The organism is Aminobacter aganoensis, assembly GCF_014206975.1.
In the GTDB taxonomy this organism is placed as follows: Bacteria; Pseudomonadota; Alphaproteobacteria; order Rhizobiales; family Rhizobiaceae; genus Aminobacter; species Aminobacter aganoensis.
In genome coordinates, this window is sequence record NZ_JACHOU010000026.1 from 23,980 (window position 1) to 42,099 (window position 18,120).

General features: G+C 60.9%; 16 protein-coding genes. 3 read left to right on the forward strand and 13 right to left on the reverse strand.

The genetic code is table 11. From position 1 onward, the window contains the following. Positions 1 to 11 precede the first annotated feature (11 nt). The 7 genes from GGR00_RS26360 to GGR00_RS26390 all read right to left on the reverse strand — a co-directional run bounded on the left by GGR00_RS26360 (position 12) and on the right by GGR00_RS26390 (position 9,171). Positions 12 to 767 (reverse strand): ABC transporter ATP-binding protein, encoded by a 756-nt coding sequence (locus GGR00_RS26360; protein WP_184702346.1) that lies wholly within the window; start codon positions 765 to 767, stop codon positions 12 to 14. Then, positions 764 to 1,525 carry an ABC transporter ATP-binding protein gene (locus GGR00_RS26365; RefSeq protein ID WP_184702347.1) on the reverse strand — a complete coding sequence of 254 codons (762 nt, stop codon included), beginning with the start codon at positions 1,523 to 1,525 and terminating at the stop codon, positions 764 to 766. Before GGR00_RS26365 ends, GGR00_RS26360 begins: the two co-directional genes overlap by 4 nt. Then, on the reverse strand, positions 1,518 to 2,411 hold the full coding sequence (locus GGR00_RS26370) for an ABC transporter permease subunit (protein WP_184702349.1): 894 nt from the start codon (positions 2,409 to 2,411) through the stop codon (positions 1,518 to 1,520). The genes GGR00_RS26365 and GGR00_RS26370 overlap by 8 nt, the downstream gene beginning before the upstream one ends. Further along, positions 2,404 to 3,297, reverse strand: a complete 894-nt coding sequence (locus GGR00_RS26375) for a branched-chain amino acid ABC transporter permease (RefSeq protein ID WP_184702351.1) — start codon at positions 3,295 to 3,297, stop codon at positions 2,404 to 2,406. Before GGR00_RS26375 ends, GGR00_RS26370 begins: the two co-directional genes overlap by 8 nt. 101 nt (positions 3,298 to 3,398) lie before the next feature. Further along, a complete protein-coding gene (locus GGR00_RS26380) occupies positions 3,399 to 4,490 on the reverse strand; it encodes an ABC transporter substrate-binding protein (RefSeq protein ID WP_246441670.1) in 1,092 nt (363 codons plus the stop codon). A 292-nt stretch (positions 4,491 to 4,782) separates the two neighbouring features. Then, positions 4,783 to 8,262: an indolepyruvate ferredoxin oxidoreductase family protein gene (locus GGR00_RS26385; RefSeq protein WP_184702355.1), complete on the reverse strand. Its 3,480-nt coding sequence runs from the start codon at positions 8,260 to 8,262 to the stop codon at positions 4,783 to 4,785. A 204-nt stretch (positions 8,263 to 8,466) separates the two neighbouring features. Further along, the gene (locus tag GGR00_RS26390; protein WP_184702357.1) at positions 8,467 to 9,171 is read right to left on the reverse strand and encodes an FCD domain-containing protein; all 705 of its coding nucleotides are present in this window, start codon (positions 9,169 to 9,171) and stop codon (positions 8,467 to 8,469) included. 164 nt (positions 9,172 to 9,335) lie between these two features. Between GGR00_RS26390 and GGR00_RS26395 the strand changes: the two genes are divergently transcribed. Together GGR00_RS26395 and GGR00_RS26400 are read left to right on the forward strand one after the other, a co-directional pair. Further along, positions 9,336 to 9,689, forward strand: a complete 354-nt coding sequence (locus GGR00_RS26395) for a RidA family protein (RefSeq protein WP_184702360.1) — start codon at positions 9,336 to 9,338, stop codon at positions 9,687 to 9,689. Between the two features lie 30 nt (positions 9,690 to 9,719). After that, complete coding sequence (locus GGR00_RS26400) at positions 9,720 to 10,970, forward strand: D-amino acid dehydrogenase (RefSeq protein WP_184702362.1); 1,251 nt, start codon at positions 9,720 to 9,722, stop codon at positions 10,968 to 10,970. Between the two features lie 61 nt (positions 10,971 to 11,031). Here GGR00_RS26400 and GGR00_RS26405 read toward each other — a convergent pair whose 3' ends face one another. Genes GGR00_RS26405 through GGR00_RS26415 form a run of 3 tightly spaced genes read right to left on the reverse strand, consistent with a single transcriptional unit; the run spans position 11,032 to position 14,047 of the window. Next, entirely contained in the window at positions 11,032 to 12,072 is a 1,041-nt protein-coding gene (locus GGR00_RS26405; RefSeq protein WP_184702364.1) for a phosphotransferase family protein, read from the reverse strand. After that, positions 12,072 to 13,289 (reverse strand): acyl-CoA dehydrogenase family protein, encoded by a 1,218-nt coding sequence (locus GGR00_RS26410; protein WP_184702366.1) that lies wholly within the window; start codon positions 13,287 to 13,289, stop codon positions 12,072 to 12,074. The genes GGR00_RS26405 and GGR00_RS26410 overlap by 1 nt, the downstream gene beginning before the upstream one ends. A gap of 8 nt (positions 13,290 to 13,297) precedes the next feature. Next, positions 13,298 to 14,047: an SDR family NAD(P)-dependent oxidoreductase gene (locus tag GGR00_RS26415; protein WP_184702368.1), complete on the reverse strand. Its 750-nt coding sequence runs from the start codon at positions 14,045 to 14,047 to the stop codon at positions 13,298 to 13,300. Positions 14,048 to 14,175: 128 nt separating this feature from the next. On the opposite strand from GGR00_RS26415, the gene GGR00_RS26420 reads away from it, so the two are divergent. After that, positions 14,176 to 14,868, forward strand: coding sequence for a TetR/AcrR family transcriptional regulator (locus tag GGR00_RS26420; protein ID WP_184702370.1), 693 nt, complete (start codon positions 14,176 to 14,178; stop codon positions 14,866 to 14,868). A gap of 706 nt (positions 14,869 to 15,574) precedes the next feature. On the opposite strand, the gene GGR00_RS26425 is transcribed toward GGR00_RS26420, so the two are convergent. From GGR00_RS26425 to GGR00_RS28635, 3 genes are all read right to left on the reverse strand, one after another. Continuing rightward, positions 15,575 to 15,994 (reverse strand): hypothetical protein, encoded by a 420-nt coding sequence (locus tag GGR00_RS26425; protein WP_184702372.1) that lies wholly within the window; start codon positions 15,992 to 15,994, stop codon positions 15,575 to 15,577. A gap of 57 nt (positions 15,995 to 16,051) precedes the next feature. Then, positions 16,052 to 16,306, reverse strand: coding sequence for a DUF982 domain-containing protein (locus GGR00_RS26430; protein WP_184702374.1), 255 nt, complete (start codon positions 16,304 to 16,306; stop codon positions 16,052 to 16,054). Between the two features lie 73 nt (positions 16,307 to 16,379). Continuing rightward, positions 16,380 to 17,273 (reverse strand): MEDS domain-containing protein, encoded by an 894-nt coding sequence (locus GGR00_RS28635; RefSeq protein WP_343065651.1) that lies wholly within the window; start codon positions 17,271 to 17,273, stop codon positions 16,380 to 16,382. Positions 17,274 to 18,120: the final 847 nt, after the last annotated feature.

The following is an 18,120-nucleotide window of genomic DNA, read 5'->3' on the forward strand; positions in this document are numbered from 1 at the left end:
GAGGTGCTGCGTCAGCTGACTGCCGCGAGCCGGGGATGGGGCTCGGCGGGCGGGGGCTCGCCGCCGAGGTAGAGATGGCGCATCGCAGGATCGGCCAGCAGGTCTGCTGCCCTGCCCTCAATCGCCACCTTGCCGAGTGACAGCACATAAGCCCGATCGGCAACACTGAGCGCTTCGAAAGCGTTCTGCTCGACCATGACGATGCACATGCCGGTGCGGTCGCGGATCGCGGCGATCGCGGCAAAAACCTCGTGCATCATCAGGGGTGACAGGCCCGCTGAGGGCTCGTCGAGCAGCAGCACCTTGGGGGTGGAGATAAGGGCGCGGGCCAGCGACAGGATTTGGCGTTCGCCACCCGACAAGGCTGAGGCCTTGCGTTCCTGCTTGGAGGCCAACGAAGGATATTGCGCCATCAACTCCGCATAACGCTCGTTGCGTTCGGGTACCGGCAGATGGCGGGCGCCAAGCAGGACATTGTCGGCAACTGTCAGCGTCGAAAACACATTGTCGGTCTGCGGCACGAAGCCCATGCGATGGTGCTTGACCTTGTCGTGCACGGCAACCGCACTGACATCGCGGCCTTCCATCTCGACCGCCCCGCCGCGCGGCCTGACAAAACCAGCGATACACTTCAGCAGCGTGGACTTGCCGCAGCCGTTGGGGCCGAGAATGGTGACGATCTCACCGCCAGAGGCGGTAAGGTCGATGCCTTGGAGGATATCGGGGCCATCTCCATAGCCGGCCCGCACATTGTTGACGCGGATCATGCCGACACCTTTTGCCTTGCCACAGACTTACCGAGATAGGCTTCGACGACGCGCTCGTTTTCGGTCAGCTCCCGCGGAGCGCAATCGGCGATGATTTCGCCTCGGTCGAGCACGATGCAGCGGCCGCACAGCTCGCGGATGAAATGCATGTCGTGTTCGACCACCAGCATGGCGACGCCGCGCTTGTTGAACGCCTTGAGCAGCTCGACCATGCGGCCGCGCAGCTGCGGATGAACACCCGCCGTCGGCTCGTCGAGGCACAGCAGCTTCGGTCTGGTGCGCAAGGCGACCGCGATGGAGAGCAGCTTCTTCTGCCCGCCCGACAGCGAGCTTGCCGGCAGGTGGGCAACGGGCGCAAGCGCGAACTGTTCGATCAGCTCGTCCGCGTTGGCGTCCTCGCTGCCCTTGCCGGTGAAGGAGTTGAGCAGCCCTGCCCCATCCCGCGATCCGGCGCGCAGCACCTCTCGCACCGTCATGCGGTGAGGCATCGACGGCAGCTGAAAGGTGCGTACCAGGCCATGTCGCGCGATTTTGTGCGAAGGCATTCCAGCGAGGCTTTTGCCGAGGAAAAGGATCTCGCCAGCATCAGGGCGCGAAAAGCCCGAGACGATGTTGAGCAGGGTCGACTTGCCCGAGCCGTTCGGCCCGAGTAGGCCGACTATCTCGTCAGCGCCAATGCAAAAGCGCACGTCGCTCAGCACCTTGTGGGCGCCGAAAGCCTTGGCGATATGCTCGGCGGTCAGGACAGCCTCAGCCATTTTGCTTGCCTCCGATACGTTCGGGGATCAGGCCCTGCGTGCGCCACATCAGGAAGACAAGCAGCCCGCCGCCAACGAGCGTCAGGCGCATGGCCGCGACATATTCCGATGGCAGGCCAAGCGCGTCTTTCACGAAGGGTACGAAGGCGAACAGGAATTGCATCAGGATCGCGCCGACGATGGCGCCGAGATGGTTTCCCGAGCCACCGATGATGACCATCGCCCAGATCAGGAAGGTCTCGGAGCTGACCAGCTGGTCGGGACCGACAAAGGTGATGTAGTGGGCGAAGACGAAGCCCGAGGCTGCGGCCAGGACGGCCGCGACCATCAGCGTCTGCGTCTTGAGCACGGCGAGATCGTAGCCGAGCGAGGCGGCCAGCTGCGGCTCCTCTCGCATCAGCTTGAGCGCAAGCCCGTAGCGGCTAGTGGTCAGACGCTGGCACAGCCACCAGGCAGCGATCAACAGGGCCACGCACAAGCCGAGCGTCATCAGCGGACCCATGGGGCGCGGCTTGTCGCCAAACAGCAGCGGGATGCCACTCACACCTTGCGCGCCGCCTGTCAGCCAGGCTTCGTTGTTGGCAAGGATGCGCAGCACTTCGGCGACCGCGAGCGTGGCTATGCCCCAATAGTCGGCACCGAGATTGCGGCCGAGGCGGGCAAAAGCAGCGGCGACAACGACGGCGAAGACGATACCGAGCGCGATACCGGCGACCGGGCCAAGCTGATGGGAGAAGGCGATAGCCGCGCCATAGGTGCCGCAGCCAAACAGAATCACCTGGCCGAAATTGACCAGCCCGGCGAAGCCGACCTGCAGATTGAGGCTGAGCGACAACAGCCCGTAAAGGCAGGCCATGATCGAAACATGGATGAGGAACTCAAACACGTTTCACCTCCGATACAAACAAGCCGTAGGGCTTGATCAGCAGCACGACGACAAGCAGCAGGAAGGACGCAGCGGTCGCGTATGCGGCGGGAATGAACAGCACGGACGCGCCGAACAGAGGGCCGAAATTGACATTGGTGACCATGGTCTCCGCTGCCGCGATGACGACTGCGCCGACGGCAGCACCAAGCGCATTGCCAAGCCCGCCGAGGATGGCGGCGGCAAACACCGGAAGCAGCATGTCGAGGCCGAGTTGGGCGCTCATCTCACCCTTGACCGACAAGCCGATACCGCCGAGTGCGGCCATCACGCCCGAGAGGAAGACGACGGTGTTGGTAACCTTGCGTGTGTCTATGCCGGTGGCGCTGGCAAGCACCGAATTGGTGGCGGTGGCGCGCATGCAGCGGCCAAGGTCGGTGCGGAAGAGGATGAGCGCGAAGACTATGATGGCGAGCGCACTGATACCCACCGACATCAGCTGGTGTTCGGTCAGCCGCGCACCTAAGAAACGCAGCGGCGGGTTGATCTCCAGCTCGAAGCGCTTGGGCCTAGGGCCTGCGGTGACGAGGAAGATCGCCGAAAACATCATGGAGAGCGCCAGCGAGCCGATCATGGCGATAGCCGAGCCGGCGCGCAGAAGCCGCTCGAAAACGATGACGTTGAGCACGACCGCGATGATGCCGACCAGCGCGCAGGCGGCGATTGCAGCGACCACAAGCGGCAGGCCAGCCATCTGCAGGCAGAGCGCCAGCAGTGCGCCGGTCGTCGCATATTGCACGAGTGCTACATTGGGAAAGCGGATCAGCGAATAGACGCTGCTCAACCCGATGGCGATCAACGCCAGGTCGACCGCGCGGATCAGGACGTCGACGACAAACTGGACCATGCTCTTTTCTCGTAAGGGGCTTCATCACACGCAGCTGCGCTGGTGCGGAAAGGCAGGCCGGACGCCAGTTCCGGCCTGCCGTGAGGACGAGGGTCGAGACCCTAGCGCTGCTGGACGCCGTCCTCGATCTTCAGCTTGAGATAAGGCTGCTTGGAGCGCTGGCGGTCGGCATCGAAAGTGATGTCGCCGGTGGCGCCCTTGTAGCCGTTGCCGATCTCCTTTAGCGCGGCACTGATCGCCTTGGGCTCGGCCGAGCCGGCTTTTTCGATGGCGGCAGCGGCCATCATCACTGCGTCATAGCCATAGCCGTTGAAGCTGGTCTTGAAGGGCTCTTTGTACTTGGCCTTGTAGGCTGCTTCATATGCTGCGCCATCGGGACCGATGTAGTTCAGGTCGAGGCCATACTGACCTTGTATGAATTTCGGGTCGGCGTCTGAGGTGCACATCGAAAGGTAGATGGCATACCAGGGCGTCGCGTTGATGCCGAGCTCGAAGGATTCGCGGTTGATCGTCGCGGCTTCCTTGCCATAGGCCGAGTAGACATAGACGTCGGGCTCGCTGCGCTCCATCTGCTGCAGTTCGCGGCGATAGGTTGTCTGGCCCTCAGTGTACATGACGGTGGTGACGACTTCGCCGCCAAGTGCCGCAAAGGCCTTCTGGAACTGTTCGGCGACGCCTTGGCCATAGGCGTTGTTCGGCACGATTACCGCCGCTTTCTTCCACTTGTTGTCGACCACGTCCTGTGCGGCGAAGCCGGAGGACACATTGTCGAGGCCGATCAGTGAGAACGAACCGTCGCCGAGGCCGCGGATCTTGCCGCTTGACGAGCCGATGTTGAGATGCACGCGGCCTTCCTGGACCAGATACTGTCCGACTGGAATGGTGATACCGGACGAGTATTCGCCGATCACCACCGGCACGTTGTCGACGGTGACAAGCTTCTTGGCTGCGTCGAGCGCGGACGGCGCACGGCCCCCGGAATCTTCGACGATGACGCGCAGCTTCTTGCCACCGAGCAGGCCGCCCTTTTCATTGATCTTGTCGACGGCAAGTTCGATGCCGCGGCGCTGGTCGTCACCGAGCGTCGCGCTCGCGCCCGACAGCGGCACCACGGCACCAAGAACGAGTTCCTGGGCCAATGCAGGCAGGCTGCTCAGCGCAAGGCAAGCGGCAGCCAATAGGGCTTTGTGCATTTTCATCTCCATTTGTTTCGCTATCGGCCGGGCCGCTACGTGGCGCCCGGTCCCCTCTTTATTGAAGGCATGTAGACACAGAATTTTTTATAAGTGAATACACATAATGATGCACTTGCTGTTTTATCTGCCGTACAGCTGAACAGCCCAGTTTTGCAGGCTTCCTGAGGGGAGATTTGTGTTGGCAAGGCAAAAGCGGACGACGCGCGTTCACGGCCTTGTTGGGACGCGTGAAGCATAGTGTGGTGACCCAACAAATCGCCCGATCTGACGAGATCGGGCTGACCGAAAACTACTCGGCTGCAATCGCCAGCGGGCGCTGGTGGAGGGCCTGTTCAAGCGATGCCCATTTGACGCGCGCCAGTTTGAGGTTGCGCTCCTTGACGTGTCCGTAGCCGCGGATTTCTTCGGGCACTTCGGCAATCGCGATGGCGGTTGCCAGCCTGTCGGGCGTCAGGACAACGAGCAGGCGTTCGATGCGGGCGCGGTATTCCACGATCAGCGCGCGTTCGGTGCGGCGTTCGACACTATGGCCGAACGGATCGAGTGCGGTGCCGCGCAGGGGCTTGAACTTCGCCAGCACGCTGAAGGCGCGCAGCATCCACGGGCCAAAGGTCATCTTGGCCGGCTCGCCGGTGTTGGGATCCTTTTTGGCTAAAAGCGGCGGCGACAAATGGAAGGTCAGCTTGCCCTTGCCGTCGAAAGTTTCGGCCAGCTGCTTGTAAAAGGTGCCTTCGGAATAAAGCCGCGCCACCTCGTATTCGTCCTTGTAGGCCATCAGCTTGAACAGGTAGCGGGCGACCGCATCGGAGAGCTTGCCTTCGGCACCGCTCACCGACTTTTCGCGGGCGCGCACCTTGTCTACGAAAGCGCGGTATTGACCTGCGTAGGCAGCATTTTGATAGGCGGTGAGGAACGCAACGCGTCGTGTCAACGCCTCGTCGAGCGACTGCGAGGCAACGCGATGGCCAAGCGGTGAGTTGGTCTGTGTTTTGGGCAGCAAGGCATCGACCGCCGCGCGGTCCGCTGCCGCAAGCCGGCCGAGGCGGAACGCGGTGCGGTTCATCTCGACCGCCGCACCGTTGAGCTCGAGCGCCCTGTCGATGCTGGCCGAGGCCAGCGGGATCAGTCCGCGCTGCCAGGCATAACCGACCATGAACAGGTTGGTTCCGATGGAGTCGCCGAGCAGCTGCGTTGCGATCTGGGTGGCCGCGATGGTTTCGACTTGGTCCGCGCCGGCGACATCCTTGACCACGCCGGCGAGACCGGTTCCCTGGACGCGGAAATTGGGGTCGCGGATGAAGGCACCTGTGATGGTCTCCTCCGAGTTCAGCACGACGTGCGTCCTGCCGCTGGCGATGGCGCCGAGGACTTCCTTGCCTGCCGCAACGACGAGGTCGCAGCCGAGAACGACATCCGCTGAACGCGACGAGATGCGTACCGCATGCAGGTCGTGTGGCGTAGGCGCAAAGCGCAGATGCGTCGTAACCGGCCCGCCTTTCTGCGCCATGCCGGCCATGTCGAGCGTCGAACACCCCTTGCCCTCGAGGTGAGCGGCCATGGCCAGGATCGCGCCGATGGTGATGACGCCGGTGCCCCCAACGCCGGTGACCAACACGTTCCACGATGTGGTGAGTTCAAACGGTGTTGGCTCGGCGATCGGCCGCGCGGCGATGGCCATCGGGTCAATGTTTTTGGGTCGGCGCGGCTTCACGCCCTCGACTGTCACGAAGGACGGGCAAAACCCCTTCACGCAGGAAAAATCCTCGTTGCAGGACGACTGGTCGATGCGGCGCTTGCGTCCGAATTCGGTATCGACAGGCGTCACCGACAGACAATTCGACTTCTTCGAGCAGTCGCCGCAGCCTTCACACACCAGTTCGTTGATGATGACGCGACGCTCGACGCGCGGCTTGGGATCGCGCTTACGGCGGCGGCGCTTTTCGGCAGCACAGGTCTGGTCGTAGACGATGCCCGATACGCCTTCAACCTCGCGCAATTCGCGTTGCACGGCGTCGAGTTCGTCGCGGTGGTGGATGGTGACATTGCCCGCGAACGGCTCTTGACCGTGGTATTTCTCGATGTCGTCGGAAACAACCGCAATACGCTCGACGCCCTCGGAACGAAGCTGGTGGGTAATGCGCTGCGGGTTGAGCGTTCCGTCATGGCGTTGCCCGCCAGTCATCGCCGTCGCGTCGTTGAACAGGATCTTGTAGGTGATGTTGACCTTGGCTGCGACTGCTGCTCGGATGGCGAGCAGGCCGGAGTGGAAATAGGTGCCGTCGCCAAGGTTCTGGAAGATGTGGCGCGTCGACACGAACGGCGCTTGGCCGATCCAGTTGGCCCCCTCCCCGCCCATATGCGTATAGGTCGCGGTGTTGCGGTCCATCGCCTGCGACATCCAGTGGCAGCCGATGCCGGCGAGCGCGCGGCTGCCTTCGGGCACGCGCGTCGAGGTGTTGTGCGGGCAGCCCGAGCAGAAATAAGGCGTGCGCTGGACATGCGCAAGGCTAGCAAGCTTGGCGCTGTCGATGTCGGACAGCTTGCCGATGCGCTCGATCAGATCCTTGTCGTCGATGAAAGGCAGGATGCGCGCGGCGATGGCACGGGCGATCTGGATCGCGGTGAGATCGTCATGCGCCGGCAAAACGATGCGGTTTTCGCCATCGCGCTTGCCGAAAATGCGCGGCCGCTGCTCGACCGGCATGTTGTAGAGTATATCCTTGACCTGACTTTCGATCAGCGGCCGCTTTTCCTCGACGATTAAAAGTTCTTCCAGTCCTGAAGCAAAGGCTACGATGCCCTCGGGCTCCAGCGGCCAGACCATGCCGACCTTGTAGACCGACAGGCCAAGTTCCATGGCGCGCTTTTCGGAAATGCCGAGTTCTTCGAGCGCCTGGCGCACATCGAGATAAGACTTGCCTGTGGTCACGATGCCAAGCCGACGGCGCGGGCCGCCGAGTGCTACGCGGTCGAAGCGGTTGGCGCGGGCAAAGGCGAGTGTCGCCGGCAGCTTGAGATTGTGCAGCCGTCGCTCCTGCTCCTGCGGGCTGTCGGGCCAGCGAATGCCCAGCCCGCCGACCGGCATCTCGAAGTCATCAGGCGTTTTGAAGGCGATACGGTCGCTGGAAACAACGATTGAGGCGGAGGAATCGACAGTCTCAGCGATCAGCTTAAGGGCGGTCCAGCAGCCGGAATAGCGCGACAGCGCCCAGCCATAGAGGCCGAAGTCGAGGATCTCCTGCACGCCTGCCGGGTTGAGCACTGGGATCATCGCGTCCATCAGAGCATATTCGCTCTGGTGCGAGGTGGTCGAGGATTTGCAGGTGTGGTCGTCGCCGGCGAGCAGCAACACGCCGCCATGCGGAGCCGAGCCAGCAAGGTTGCCATGGCGAAAGGCATCGCCCGAGCGATCGACGCCCGGGCCTTTGCCGTACCACATGGAGAAGACGCCCTGTTTGTTGGCCTTTTCCATCAGATTGATCTGCTGGGTGCCGAGGATGGCGGTCGCGGCGATGTCCTCGTTGAGCCCGGTCTGGAAACGGATCTCATTGGCCTCGGCAAACTTACGTGCCTGACCAAACGCCTGGTCGATGCCGCCCAGCGGCGAGCCGCGATAGCCGGTGACGAAGCCCGCCGTGTCGAGGCCGGCGGCACGGTCAATCCGGCGCTGGACCATCGGCAGGCGCACCAGCGCCTGGGTGCCGGTCACGAAGATGCGGCCGTCGTCCAGCAGATACTTATCGTCGAGCGAAACTGCCGGATTGGCCATCTGGATCTCCTGGGCGCGGATGTCCGTCCGGGCCGACCAGACGGAACTGACATGCGAGAGGGCAAAGCCAACTCTCATGTCAATCCATTACTGTATACACATTGATCTGTCAACACATCGCGAGCATCCTGGCCGCTCAAGAGCTGCAAGGTATCTGGGCTTACGCGCGGCCCGGTATCGCTCGAACGGAAAGTAATTGTGGCCCTAGTCGGGGCGGCGAAAGAATATGCGCGCCAAGCCTTCCTTGGTCACGTCAACGGCATGGGCCGAGCTCAACGTGATATGGCGTTCTATCAGTTCGCCACCCACATCGCCATCACGGCGCCTCAGGCATTCGATAATTGCCGCGTGCTCGTCGTAGGTCCCACTGCGGCGGCGGTTGCTCTCAAGATCAATGCGGCGAAAAAAACGGATCAGCGAATTGACCCCTTCGAGCGCGTTCAGCATGCGCCCGTTTTTGGACAAGGTGACGATGGCAATATGAAAAGCCTCGTCGGCCTCAGCCACTGCGGCCCAGTCGGTCGTCGGACCGAGATTGCTGTTGTTTTGCCAAATCGCGATAGTCTCGCCGATCTCGGCGTCAGTACCACGTTCGCAGGCTAGCCGGAACGCCGCTCGCTCAATCGCCGCGCGCAGTTCATACAGTTCCCGCACGCCCTCAGGCGTGATGTCGCGAGCATGAAAGCCGCGATTAGGCACAAAACTCATGAAGCCGTCACGGGCCAGCCGGTTGAGCGCCTCACGAACCGGTGTGCGCGACACGCCAAGCTTGGTCGCCAGTTCAACCTCGTTGACGCGCTCGCCTGGCTTGAAGCGGTACTCGACCGCCAGTTCCTTGACCGCGTCATAGACTTTTTCGACGCTGTCTGCGGCGCGTCCCGTCTTCTTCGGCTTGGCTGTCTTCTGCACCTGCGCTCCGTCTTCGGTCGGGCTGTCTGTTGGTTGAGTCCGCTTCGTGGGCTCGCTTTGGCGAACTAATGCCACGACAAAGTGCAGTCGACAATCCTCTTGTGGATACACTTGTGTCGACATATAGTGGCAACGTAATCGAACCGAACCTGGAGTATGAAACTATGAGCAACATCACCCGGATTGACGTTGGCCCGCGCATGAGCCAGGCAGTCGTGCACGGCAACACCGTCTATGTATCGGGGCAGGTCGCTCTCGATGCAGCCGGCGAAAGCGTCGCCGCCCAGACCAGGAACATTCTCGAGCGCATCGACGCCGTGCTGGCCAAGGCAGGTACTGACAAGACCAAGGTCCTGTCGGCTTCCATCTGGCTCGCCGATATCGCCGGCTTTGCCGAGATGAATGCCGTGTGGGATGCCTGGGTTGCCAAGGACAGCGCCCCTGCCCGAGCAACCGTCGAATCCAAGCTTGCCGCGCCGCAGTACACGGTCGAGATCGCCGTCATCGCCGCTCTTTGAGCAGCAACGGCATAATCACGGAGATTGAGGATGCGCGTTGCCGTGCTCGGCGCCGGTGTTGTCGGCGTCACCACCGCCTATGAACTTGCCCGCGACGGGCACGAGGTGACGGTCATCGACCGGCTTTCTGAAGCGGCGGGCGAAACCAGCTTTGCCAATGCCGGACTGGTCGCGCCCGGCCACGCCTATACCTGGTCGTCACCCAAGGCGCCGCGCATCCTGCTCCGCTCACTGTTCGACGACAGCCAAGCGCTGCGTTTCAAGCCCAGCTTGGACGTGCGTCTTTGGTCGTGGTCGTGGAAATTCCTGATGAATTGCACGGCCGAAAAGGCGCGCACCAACACCAAGCGCAAGGTGCGTCTGTGCCGCTATTCGCAGGAGCGCTTGGAGGGCATCGCCGCCGATACCGGGGTCGACTATCACGGCCTCGACGGCGGTCTGCTCTATCTCTACCGCAAGCCAGAATCCTTTGCCCGCGGCTCGGCCAACACGCGCATCCTGTCCGAGGAAGGGTTGGAACTGCGCGCCGTCTCCCCCGATGAAGCGGCTCGCATCGATCCGGCACTTGCTTCGGTGAAAGACAAGTTCGCGGGTGCTGTTTACTGCCCCTCCGACGGCAGTGGTGACGCGCGGGTTTTCACCCAGAACCTCGCGCGTCATTGTGCCGAAGAACTCGGCGTCAAATTCATGTTCGACGCCGAGGTCAGGGGTTTCGAGACAAGCGGCGACCGCATCGCCCGTGTCACCACCTCCAAAGGCTCGGTAGCCGCGGACGAATTCGTCCTCTGCCTCGGCGTCTTCGCGCCCGATTTTGCCCGCCGTCTCGGCGTGTCGCTGCCGGTCTATCCGATCAAGGGTTATTCGGTGACGATGCCGATCGAGGCCACTAATCTTCCGCCCACCGTCGGTGGCGTCGATGAGGACAATCTCGTCGCTTATGCCCGCTTCGGCGACCGGATGCGCGTGACAGCGACGGCCGAATTCGCCGGCTTCGACCGCTCGCACAAGCCCGAGGATTTCCGCCACATGCTGGCGGCCATTCGCGACATCTTCCCCAATGGCGCCGACTATGCCCGGCCGCAATATTGGGCTGGCCTCAGGCCGATGACACCGGAGGGCACCCCGATCTTCGGTCGTGGCGGACGCTTTGCCAACATGGTGTTCAATGTCGGCCACGGACATATGGGCTGGACCATGTCAGCGGGCTCGGCGCGCATCACCGCCGACATCGTCAAGAAGGCAAAACCCGGCTTCGATCCCGCCGGCATGCTGGTTCAGTAGCCGCAGCCAAGCCGAATGCAACAAAAGCCCGCGCAGGCGGGCTTTTTTGTTCAGCGTTGCCTCACCAGGGTCGGGCGCCGTCGATAATTTCCATGGCCCGCGCCGCAAAGCGCCCGGCCAGCGGCGCGACATCGGCTGCATCGGTCGAAGCCGCGTTGCCGGCACGTGCCCGGTCGGCGATGCCGACGAAGATCACGGCAAAGCGAAACAGCGAAAAGACCAGATGGAAACGTTCGAGCGCTGCGGTGGGTGCCGCATGGGCGGAATAATGGTCGAGGAATTCGCGCTGGCTCGGAATGCCAAGTGCCTGAATGTCAAGGCCAAGGATGCCGCCATATTCGTCCGGCGCTGAATGCCAGGTCATCGAGCAGAAGCCGAGATCGGCGAGCGGGTGGCCAAGCGTCGACAATTCCCAGTCAAGGATGCCGATTACCTCGGGCTTTTCGGGATGAAACAGCAGATTGCCGAGGCGGAAATCGCCATGCGCGATCGACACGCGACCATCGTCCGCCGGCATGTTCTGTGGCAGCCAGTCGGCGACAGCCTCAAGTGCCGGGATGCGGTCGCTCGGCGATTCCCTGAGTTGTCGTGTCCAGCGGCCGATCTGGCGCTCGAAATAGTTGCCGGGTTTGCCATAATCGCCGAGGCCGACATCGTCCGGTCGTACAGCATGGAGCTTGGCCATCGCCTCGGCCATGCCGAGATAGATGCCGCGCCGCCCCTCTGGCGACATGCCCGGTAAGGAGCAGTCATGGAAGACGCGGCCTTCGAGGCGCTCCATCAGATAAAACGGTGTGCCGAGCGGGATGTCGCCGTCGTGATAGAGCACCGGCCTTGGAACTGGCACATTGGTTGGCGCCAGTGCCTCGAGCACGCGGAACTCGCGGTCGATGGCATGCGCACCTCGCAGGATCGGCCCCGCCGGCTTCTTGCGCAACACCATGCGGCGGTCGCCGAAATCGACGAAATAGGTCGGGTTGGACTGGCCACCGCCAATCCGTTCAAGCGTCATCTTGCCCTTGCCGAAACGTTCCGTAAGGAAGCTCGCCAGTGCCGCCGGATCAAAGTCCGCGTTGACCTGCACCTTGCCGTCCCCAGCCATCAAGCCTTAGCCTCGTCTTCGACATTCCAGCGCCAGAAGTCCGAGCCTTCTTCATTGAGGAAGCGGTTCAGCACCATCTTGTGCACCTCGTCGGCGCCGTCGACCAGCCTCGCCTGGCGCGCGTAACGGTAGATCCATTCAAGGACGGTATCCTTGGAATAGCCGCGCGCGCCATTGATCTGGATCGCCACGTCGGCGGCGTCATGCAATACGTTTGCTACCTGTACCTTGGCCATCGACACTTCCTTGCGAGCAAACCCGCCGCGGTCGAGCTCCCATGCCGCCTTCATCACCAGCAAGCGACCGACCTCGATGCGCATGGCGAGGTCGCCGAGCTTGAGCTGGATGCTCTCACGGTCGGCAAGCCTGACACCGAAACCGTAGCGCTCGGCAGCATAGGCGCGCGCGATCTCGACGCAGCGCTTGGACAGGCCGAGCCAGCGCATGCAATGGGTCAGACGTGCGGGCGCGAGCCGCACCTGGGTGACCTTCATGCCCCTGCCCTCGCCGGCGAGCAGGTTTTCGGCAGGGATTTCGAGGCCATCGAATTCCAGCTCGCAATGACCGCCATGCTCTTCGGGGCCCATGATTTCGATGCGGCGCGTGATATGCCAGCCAGGCTGATCCTTATGGAACATCAGCGCCGACAGCCCATTGCGCGGATCATCGGAGGTGCGTGCGATCACGATGAAGTGGCTGGCGTCTTCCGCCCCTGTTATGAACCACTTGCGGCCAGTGACCACATATTTGTCGCCGCGCCTTTCGGCCCGCGTCAGCATCATCGACGGATCCGATCCACCGCCGGGATGCGGCTCGGTCATGGCGAATGCCGAGCGCACCTTGCCCTCGACAATGGGCTTCAGCCATTTTTCCTTTTGCTCCGGCGTGGCGAGCGCTTCCAGAACCATCATGTTGCCGTCGTCGGGTGCTGCCGAATTGAAGACGACCGGGCCGAAGATCGAGCGGTTCATCTCCTCGTAGCACACCGCCATGCCCATCTTGCCGAGGCCGGCACCGCCGGTCGCAGACTTGAGCTGCAGGCACCACAAGCCAGCGGCCCTTGCCTTGGCGCGAAGTGTTTCGAGCATCGGCAGGGCGATGTTGCCATGCTCGTCATAAGACGCCTTGTCGGCCTCCAATGGCAGGATCTCGCGTGCGACAAAATCGGCGATGCGGGCGCGGTAATCTTCAACGCGGGCGGGGATGTCGAAATTCATGGCGGCACTCACAAGGATGAAACGAGATGGCCACCATCGACTTCGATCGACGACCCAGTGATGTAGCTCCCGGCGTCGGACGCGAGCAAAAGCAGCGCGCCATCGAGCTCTTGCGGCTGGCCGAGACGGCGTTGCGGAATGCGCTTGATGAGCTCAAGTCCTGCGGCGGAGGTGAAAAACTCCCGATTGATGTCGGTCTCGATGTAGCCGGGGCACAGCGCGTTGACGCGTAGGCCATCGCGCGCCCACTCCAGTGCCAGCGCCTTGGTCAGATGGATCACCCCGGCCTTGGAAGCTGCATAGGCGCTCAGATTGCCGGCGACACGTTGGCCAAGGATCGACGCAATATTGACGATCGCCCCGCCCCGGCCCTTTGCCTTCATGCCTCGCGCCACCGCCTGGGAAACAACAAAGACGCCTTTGAGATTTGTGTCCAGCACACGGTCCCATTCGACTTCGCCAAGATCGAGCGCGCGGGACGCACCCGAAATGCCGGCATTGTTGATTAAAATGTCGAAGCAGTTACCCGACAGCGCCGCAGCCACCGAGGCGCTGTCAGTCACGTCCATTTGGATCGCGCGGGCATTGCCGCCGCTAGCAATGATCTTAGCGCAAGCATGTTCCAGCGCCCCACGGCGGCGCGCGGCGAGCGTAACTGCCACACCGTAGCTGGCAAGTTGCTCGGCGAAATGTTGGCCGAGGCCGCCGGAAGCGCCGGTGATGAGTGCGGACTTTCCCCTGAGGTCGTCGAACAGCATTTGCAATTGCCTTATTAAATCGATCGAGCGCTCGTTTTCTCTATTTGCTCGCTGGCTCTTTTGCAACAAGACTTTTGCTGATATTTCGGGATGACAATGCCGCGTCAACGCCGGCAGCAGGAGCCAGCTTGGACGTCGCAGGACAAAAGCAGTTAACGGGCGCACTCTCTACCGAGAAGTTGTGCGCACACATTCTCGAACGGCATCGCGACTCCATTCGTGTTCAGAAGCCGCATGTCGCGATAGCCAACCTCGCACGCATCATCGAGGCGACACTCAAGCTCTCGAACAAGCAGGGGTTCCATGCCACCAGCTTACGCGATCTGGCACAAGCGTCAGGTCTGAGCATGGGAGGGCTGTACTCCTACTTCGACAACAAGACGAAGCTGCTTTCGATGATCCTGGGCGAGGTCTCGTCAACGGTGAATGAGGTGCTGACTGCGGCGCCCAAAGAGATAGCCGACCGGCCACTTGAGCATCTAAAATGGCTGATCGAGACGCATATCCGTCTGACGGAAACAATGCAGCCATGGTTCGTATTTGCCTACATGGAAGCAAAGTCGTTTCCTGCAGCCGAACGTCGCATGGCGGTGGACAGCGAGGCGGCGACCGAAGAGATTTTTGCCGGTGTGCTGCGGCAAGGCGTGGCCAGCCGGCAATTCGCTGTCGCAAACGTCGAGCTGACAGCCTCGCTCATCAAGCCTCTGCTGCAGGACTGGTATGTAAAGCGAGCAAAGTACCGCAAGCGCGGCACCCGCATTGATGAGTATATCGAAGCTGTAACGGGCATTGTTGTCGCAGCGATACATGGAGCTGACTGAGGATCACCCTTTGTTGTCGCCAACGTGCGAACCCCGCATCCGATCTGACTAGGCATTGTCCCGCCCGCGGAGTGCTGCTCAGCGAGCAGAACGACTGACTAACAATGCGTCAACCGCCACTGCCCGATCCGGCAAGACAACAACTAGACTTAGGTCCCGTTCTGCTACATTTGCACCTGCTGCAAGGCCACAACCCCGAAAATCAATTCGACAAATCTATTTACGGGCGGCGCTCCGCGGACATCGTCAGAGCAGTAGGTAACGCCTGAGACTTGCGATCATCTCACCGATGTCGTCCCGGTCTACAGGAGGGGGGCCCGTGACGGTATCTTTCGCGGGTATGACCTGGCGATCAAGGAATCTTCGACAAATACCACCCGCAGACCACGGAGCCGCCGCAAATCGGCTGGGAAAGCGGCTCCCCAGACCGGCCCGTGTTCACCCTCACTAATGCCAGTCGCTGCCCGGGGGCCGGATTTCGGAACCGCGGAACTGGTTTCCGCGGCGACCGAGCAGCCCGCCCAACGGTTACTGCGAGCAAGTCTAGTCGGCCTGCCTGCGATCCTGTTCCCGGACCGGCCAATACACGCTACCTAACGCGAGTACGGCAGCCGCAAGACCGATCAAAGTTAGTGGTTGCAGCGTGGTGGCATCGTGTTGACCCGAGCCGGATCTTGCAATGCTCACCGCACGCGATTGATAGTAATTAGTACAGCTTCTTAAAAAGTTGCAAGATTTCGAACGGCAAGCTTTCTTGCTGCTTCTGACCGCCATTTGTCCCCGACAATGAGCCGAGAACGGAAATGAACTCTCCCTCCGTTATGATGCGGTCGACCTCGCTTGCTGTCTTTTCGTGGAAGAACTGACAATGGATGGTGTCGACAGACCTTCCGACAACGTAGCAGCCCGAGGTTTCCTCGTCGTCATTGAATCGCAGGTAGAAAAAATCGGGGATGGTTCTCATACCGCCGACACGAACTGATGCCCCCCCTCCGGAGAGTCGTATAAGTTGGAATTTCGCTCCGTGTATCTCGCGCACACCACGTGCTGGAAAAAGCAATTCCACTTCGCAGTCGACTGCTCTCCAGACCCATTTCGGATCGTTAGTCGCATCTTGTGAATACACGTTAGTCTTTCCGAGAAGTTACAAAGCTTTCGACCAGGGTGCGAGAACCATTGGCCATCACCGCTTGGTGACAACTAGGATGCCAACTTCTTTCGCAGCTTCCTCAAACGCTGATCGGGCGTGAAAAGTCTCTTCGGCACCTCGCAGAACAGCCAGACAAGCCTCGATCGCGGTGGCGAATTTTGGTCCAGTTCCTCGCGGCCACCGGAAGAGCAGGCACTCGGCTGCCTCCTGTGTGGAGGATACAGAGCGGATTTCGTTTATGGCGCCAAGCTGAACAAAAACCGGAAGGTCGAACGGTTCATCCTCCAACTAACAACCTCGCCTGCTGCAGAGCCCGTTGCTCGGGGGCCCAGTTTCCAATAATGATTAAAGCTGGAGCGCGTCATTCCCCGAGGACAATTCGGATGAGGTCAATCGTACTCCTCGCACCTACTTTCTTGAGTAGGTTGGCTCTATGAAACTCAACAGTGCGAGGAACAATTCCTAGCTGCCGAGCAATTTCCTTGCTGGAGTAGCCCCGTACGAGTTCAGCCAGTACTTCGCGCTCCCTTAATGTGAGCGTGTCATGACCCGGAAACGGCTTGGACCAGATATCGCCATTGAACTCTGCGACTTCTTGTCTTGTATGCTTGCGTCCGGGGGTCTCCAGGAATTCCCACCCGCCACACCGCCGGGTGATGGTAAACTGATGAGCGCGTGCTACGTCGAGCAGGTCAACGACCCTGCTTTCCGAGAGCGAATAGGTACATAGAACGACCATCTTCTGACCGGCGAGCGACCGATCCAGTTCGTGCTCATACTCCGTGAATTTCTGAAAATGGTTGGTGCCTATCCAGAATGCGTTCCCACTCACGCGCATCCCATCGTAGCCCTTGGCCAATGCGAGCCGGAGCTTGTGATGCCAGCCCCCAGTAATCCGCTGCAAATCGAACTCCCCGCCGCGCAGATACCAGTCTGTGCCTGGAATTAGCTCGATTTGCCCGGCAGCCAGGCGCTCATCAAGGTCGGGGACTGAACGACGCTGCGCATTCTTTGCGCCCGTTTCCGTAAGTGGATCAGAGATTGCCCATACGCAGAATTCGTTGCCTTCCAAACCTGCCTTAAGATATGGAACATTGGCGTCGAGCAGGTCCTGCTTTGTCTCGTAGAAAACACAGATGTGCGCACCCCAAGCGATTTCGCTTATGGAGACGATACCCGACTTGCGTAACGCTTGGGCCGGACCAAAAGCATCTCGCAGATCGTCTTGAATCCTGCGCGCAGGAGAAGATTTCATTTGGCTCACCAGTGGGTCCGGGCCAAAATTGGGGGACCCATCCACGTAGACGACCAGTTCCAGACGCGTAAACCTGACAATATCAACAGTAGAATGTTCGCCGACCGCTGCTAGTTCACGTGTCCTAAATCGACGGTTGTAGTTGCAGTCGCAGCCAACTGGTTGTTGCTGGCCTCCAGTGATGGCTGCGGTCAGAATTGTCAGATCGGTTCGCCTTTCCAGAAAAACGCTCGTCGGTGACGACAGTTCCCGTTGGCTCCCTGGCTGATTGCTTACGCGCTTCCCTCAATGGCCACCGCAGCCGCTCAAGTAGCCAACATGTGTGTGGAGACGTCATCCGCGGTTCGCTTGCGCCAATGACGCTTCTCACGCTCGGACCGATACGTCTGTTGGGGATTTGTCCATGACGCCGAGCGGCCCCGGGCCAACAAACTCTAACCAAAAAGAGCAGCCTTACCTTCAAGATTTCTTGTCGTCATGGATGTGGCTTGTACGGGCACGAGTGAGATCGGATACCGTTTTGCCAAGGTTATTGGGGCCCCTTCGACGAGGCTGACCAGTTCCACAGGAAGGAAAACGTGGAACGGGAGGCGCAATCTGGCCCTGGCTCTCCGCCATGGGCTACAATAGGTTTCGACCACGATAACTGAGCAGGGAGCAGCCGCACATCATGGCCTAGTACAATCAATTCTCGCGCCCGATAGTGCGGGGTTGCATGCCTCGATCCCCACGCGGCATCTGGGCAAATTCTCGAAGAACGTCCAAACTAAATCGTCGTAACAATACTCATGGCACCTCCTACAGCTCTAGCCCCGCGACTATAGCCGCAAGGCGGAAGAGAGACATC

Excerpts from the sequence above, each read along its gene's own strand:
- GGR00_RS26360 (WP_184702346.1), bottom strand. The coding sequence starts at position 767 with ATGATCCGCGTCAACAATGTGCGGGCCGGCTATGGAGATGGCCCCGAT.
- GGR00_RS26365 (WP_184702347.1), bottom strand. The coding sequence starts at position 1,525 with ATGGCTGAGGCTGTCCTGACCGCCGAGCATATCGCCAAGGCTTTCGGC.
- GGR00_RS26375 (WP_184702351.1), bottom strand. The coding sequence starts at position 3,297 with ATGGTCCAGTTTGTCGTCGACGTCCTGATCCGCGCGGTCGACCTGGCG.
- GGR00_RS26380 (WP_246441670.1), bottom strand. The coding sequence starts at position 4,490 with ATGCACAAAGCCCTATTGGCTGCCGCTTGCCTTGCGCTGAGCAGCCTG.
- GGR00_RS26385 (WP_184702355.1), bottom strand. The coding sequence starts at position 8,262 with ATGGCCAATCCGGCAGTTTCGCTCGACGATAAGTATCTGCTGGACGAC.
- GGR00_RS26395 (WP_184702360.1), top strand. The coding sequence starts at position 9,336 with ATGAGCAACATCACCCGGATTGACGTTGGCCCGCGCATGAGCCAGGCA.
- GGR00_RS26400 (WP_184702362.1), top strand. The coding sequence starts at position 9,720 with ATGCGCGTTGCCGTGCTCGGCGCCGGTGTTGTCGGCGTCACCACCGCC.
- GGR00_RS26405 (WP_184702364.1), bottom strand. The coding sequence starts at position 12,072 with ATGGCTGGGGACGGCAAGGTGCAGGTCAACGCGGACTTTGATCCGGCG.
- GGR00_RS26410 (WP_184702366.1), bottom strand. The coding sequence starts at position 13,289 with ATGAATTTCGACATCCCCGCCCGCGTTGAAGATTACCGCGCCCGCATC.
- GGR00_RS26415 (WP_184702368.1), bottom strand. The coding sequence starts at position 14,047 with ATGCTGTTCGACGACCTCAGGGGAAAGTCCGCACTCATCACCGGCGCT.
- GGR00_RS28635 (WP_343065651.1), bottom strand. The coding sequence starts at position 17,273 with ATGAAATCTTCTCCTGCGCGCAGGATTCAAGACGATCTGCGAGATGCT.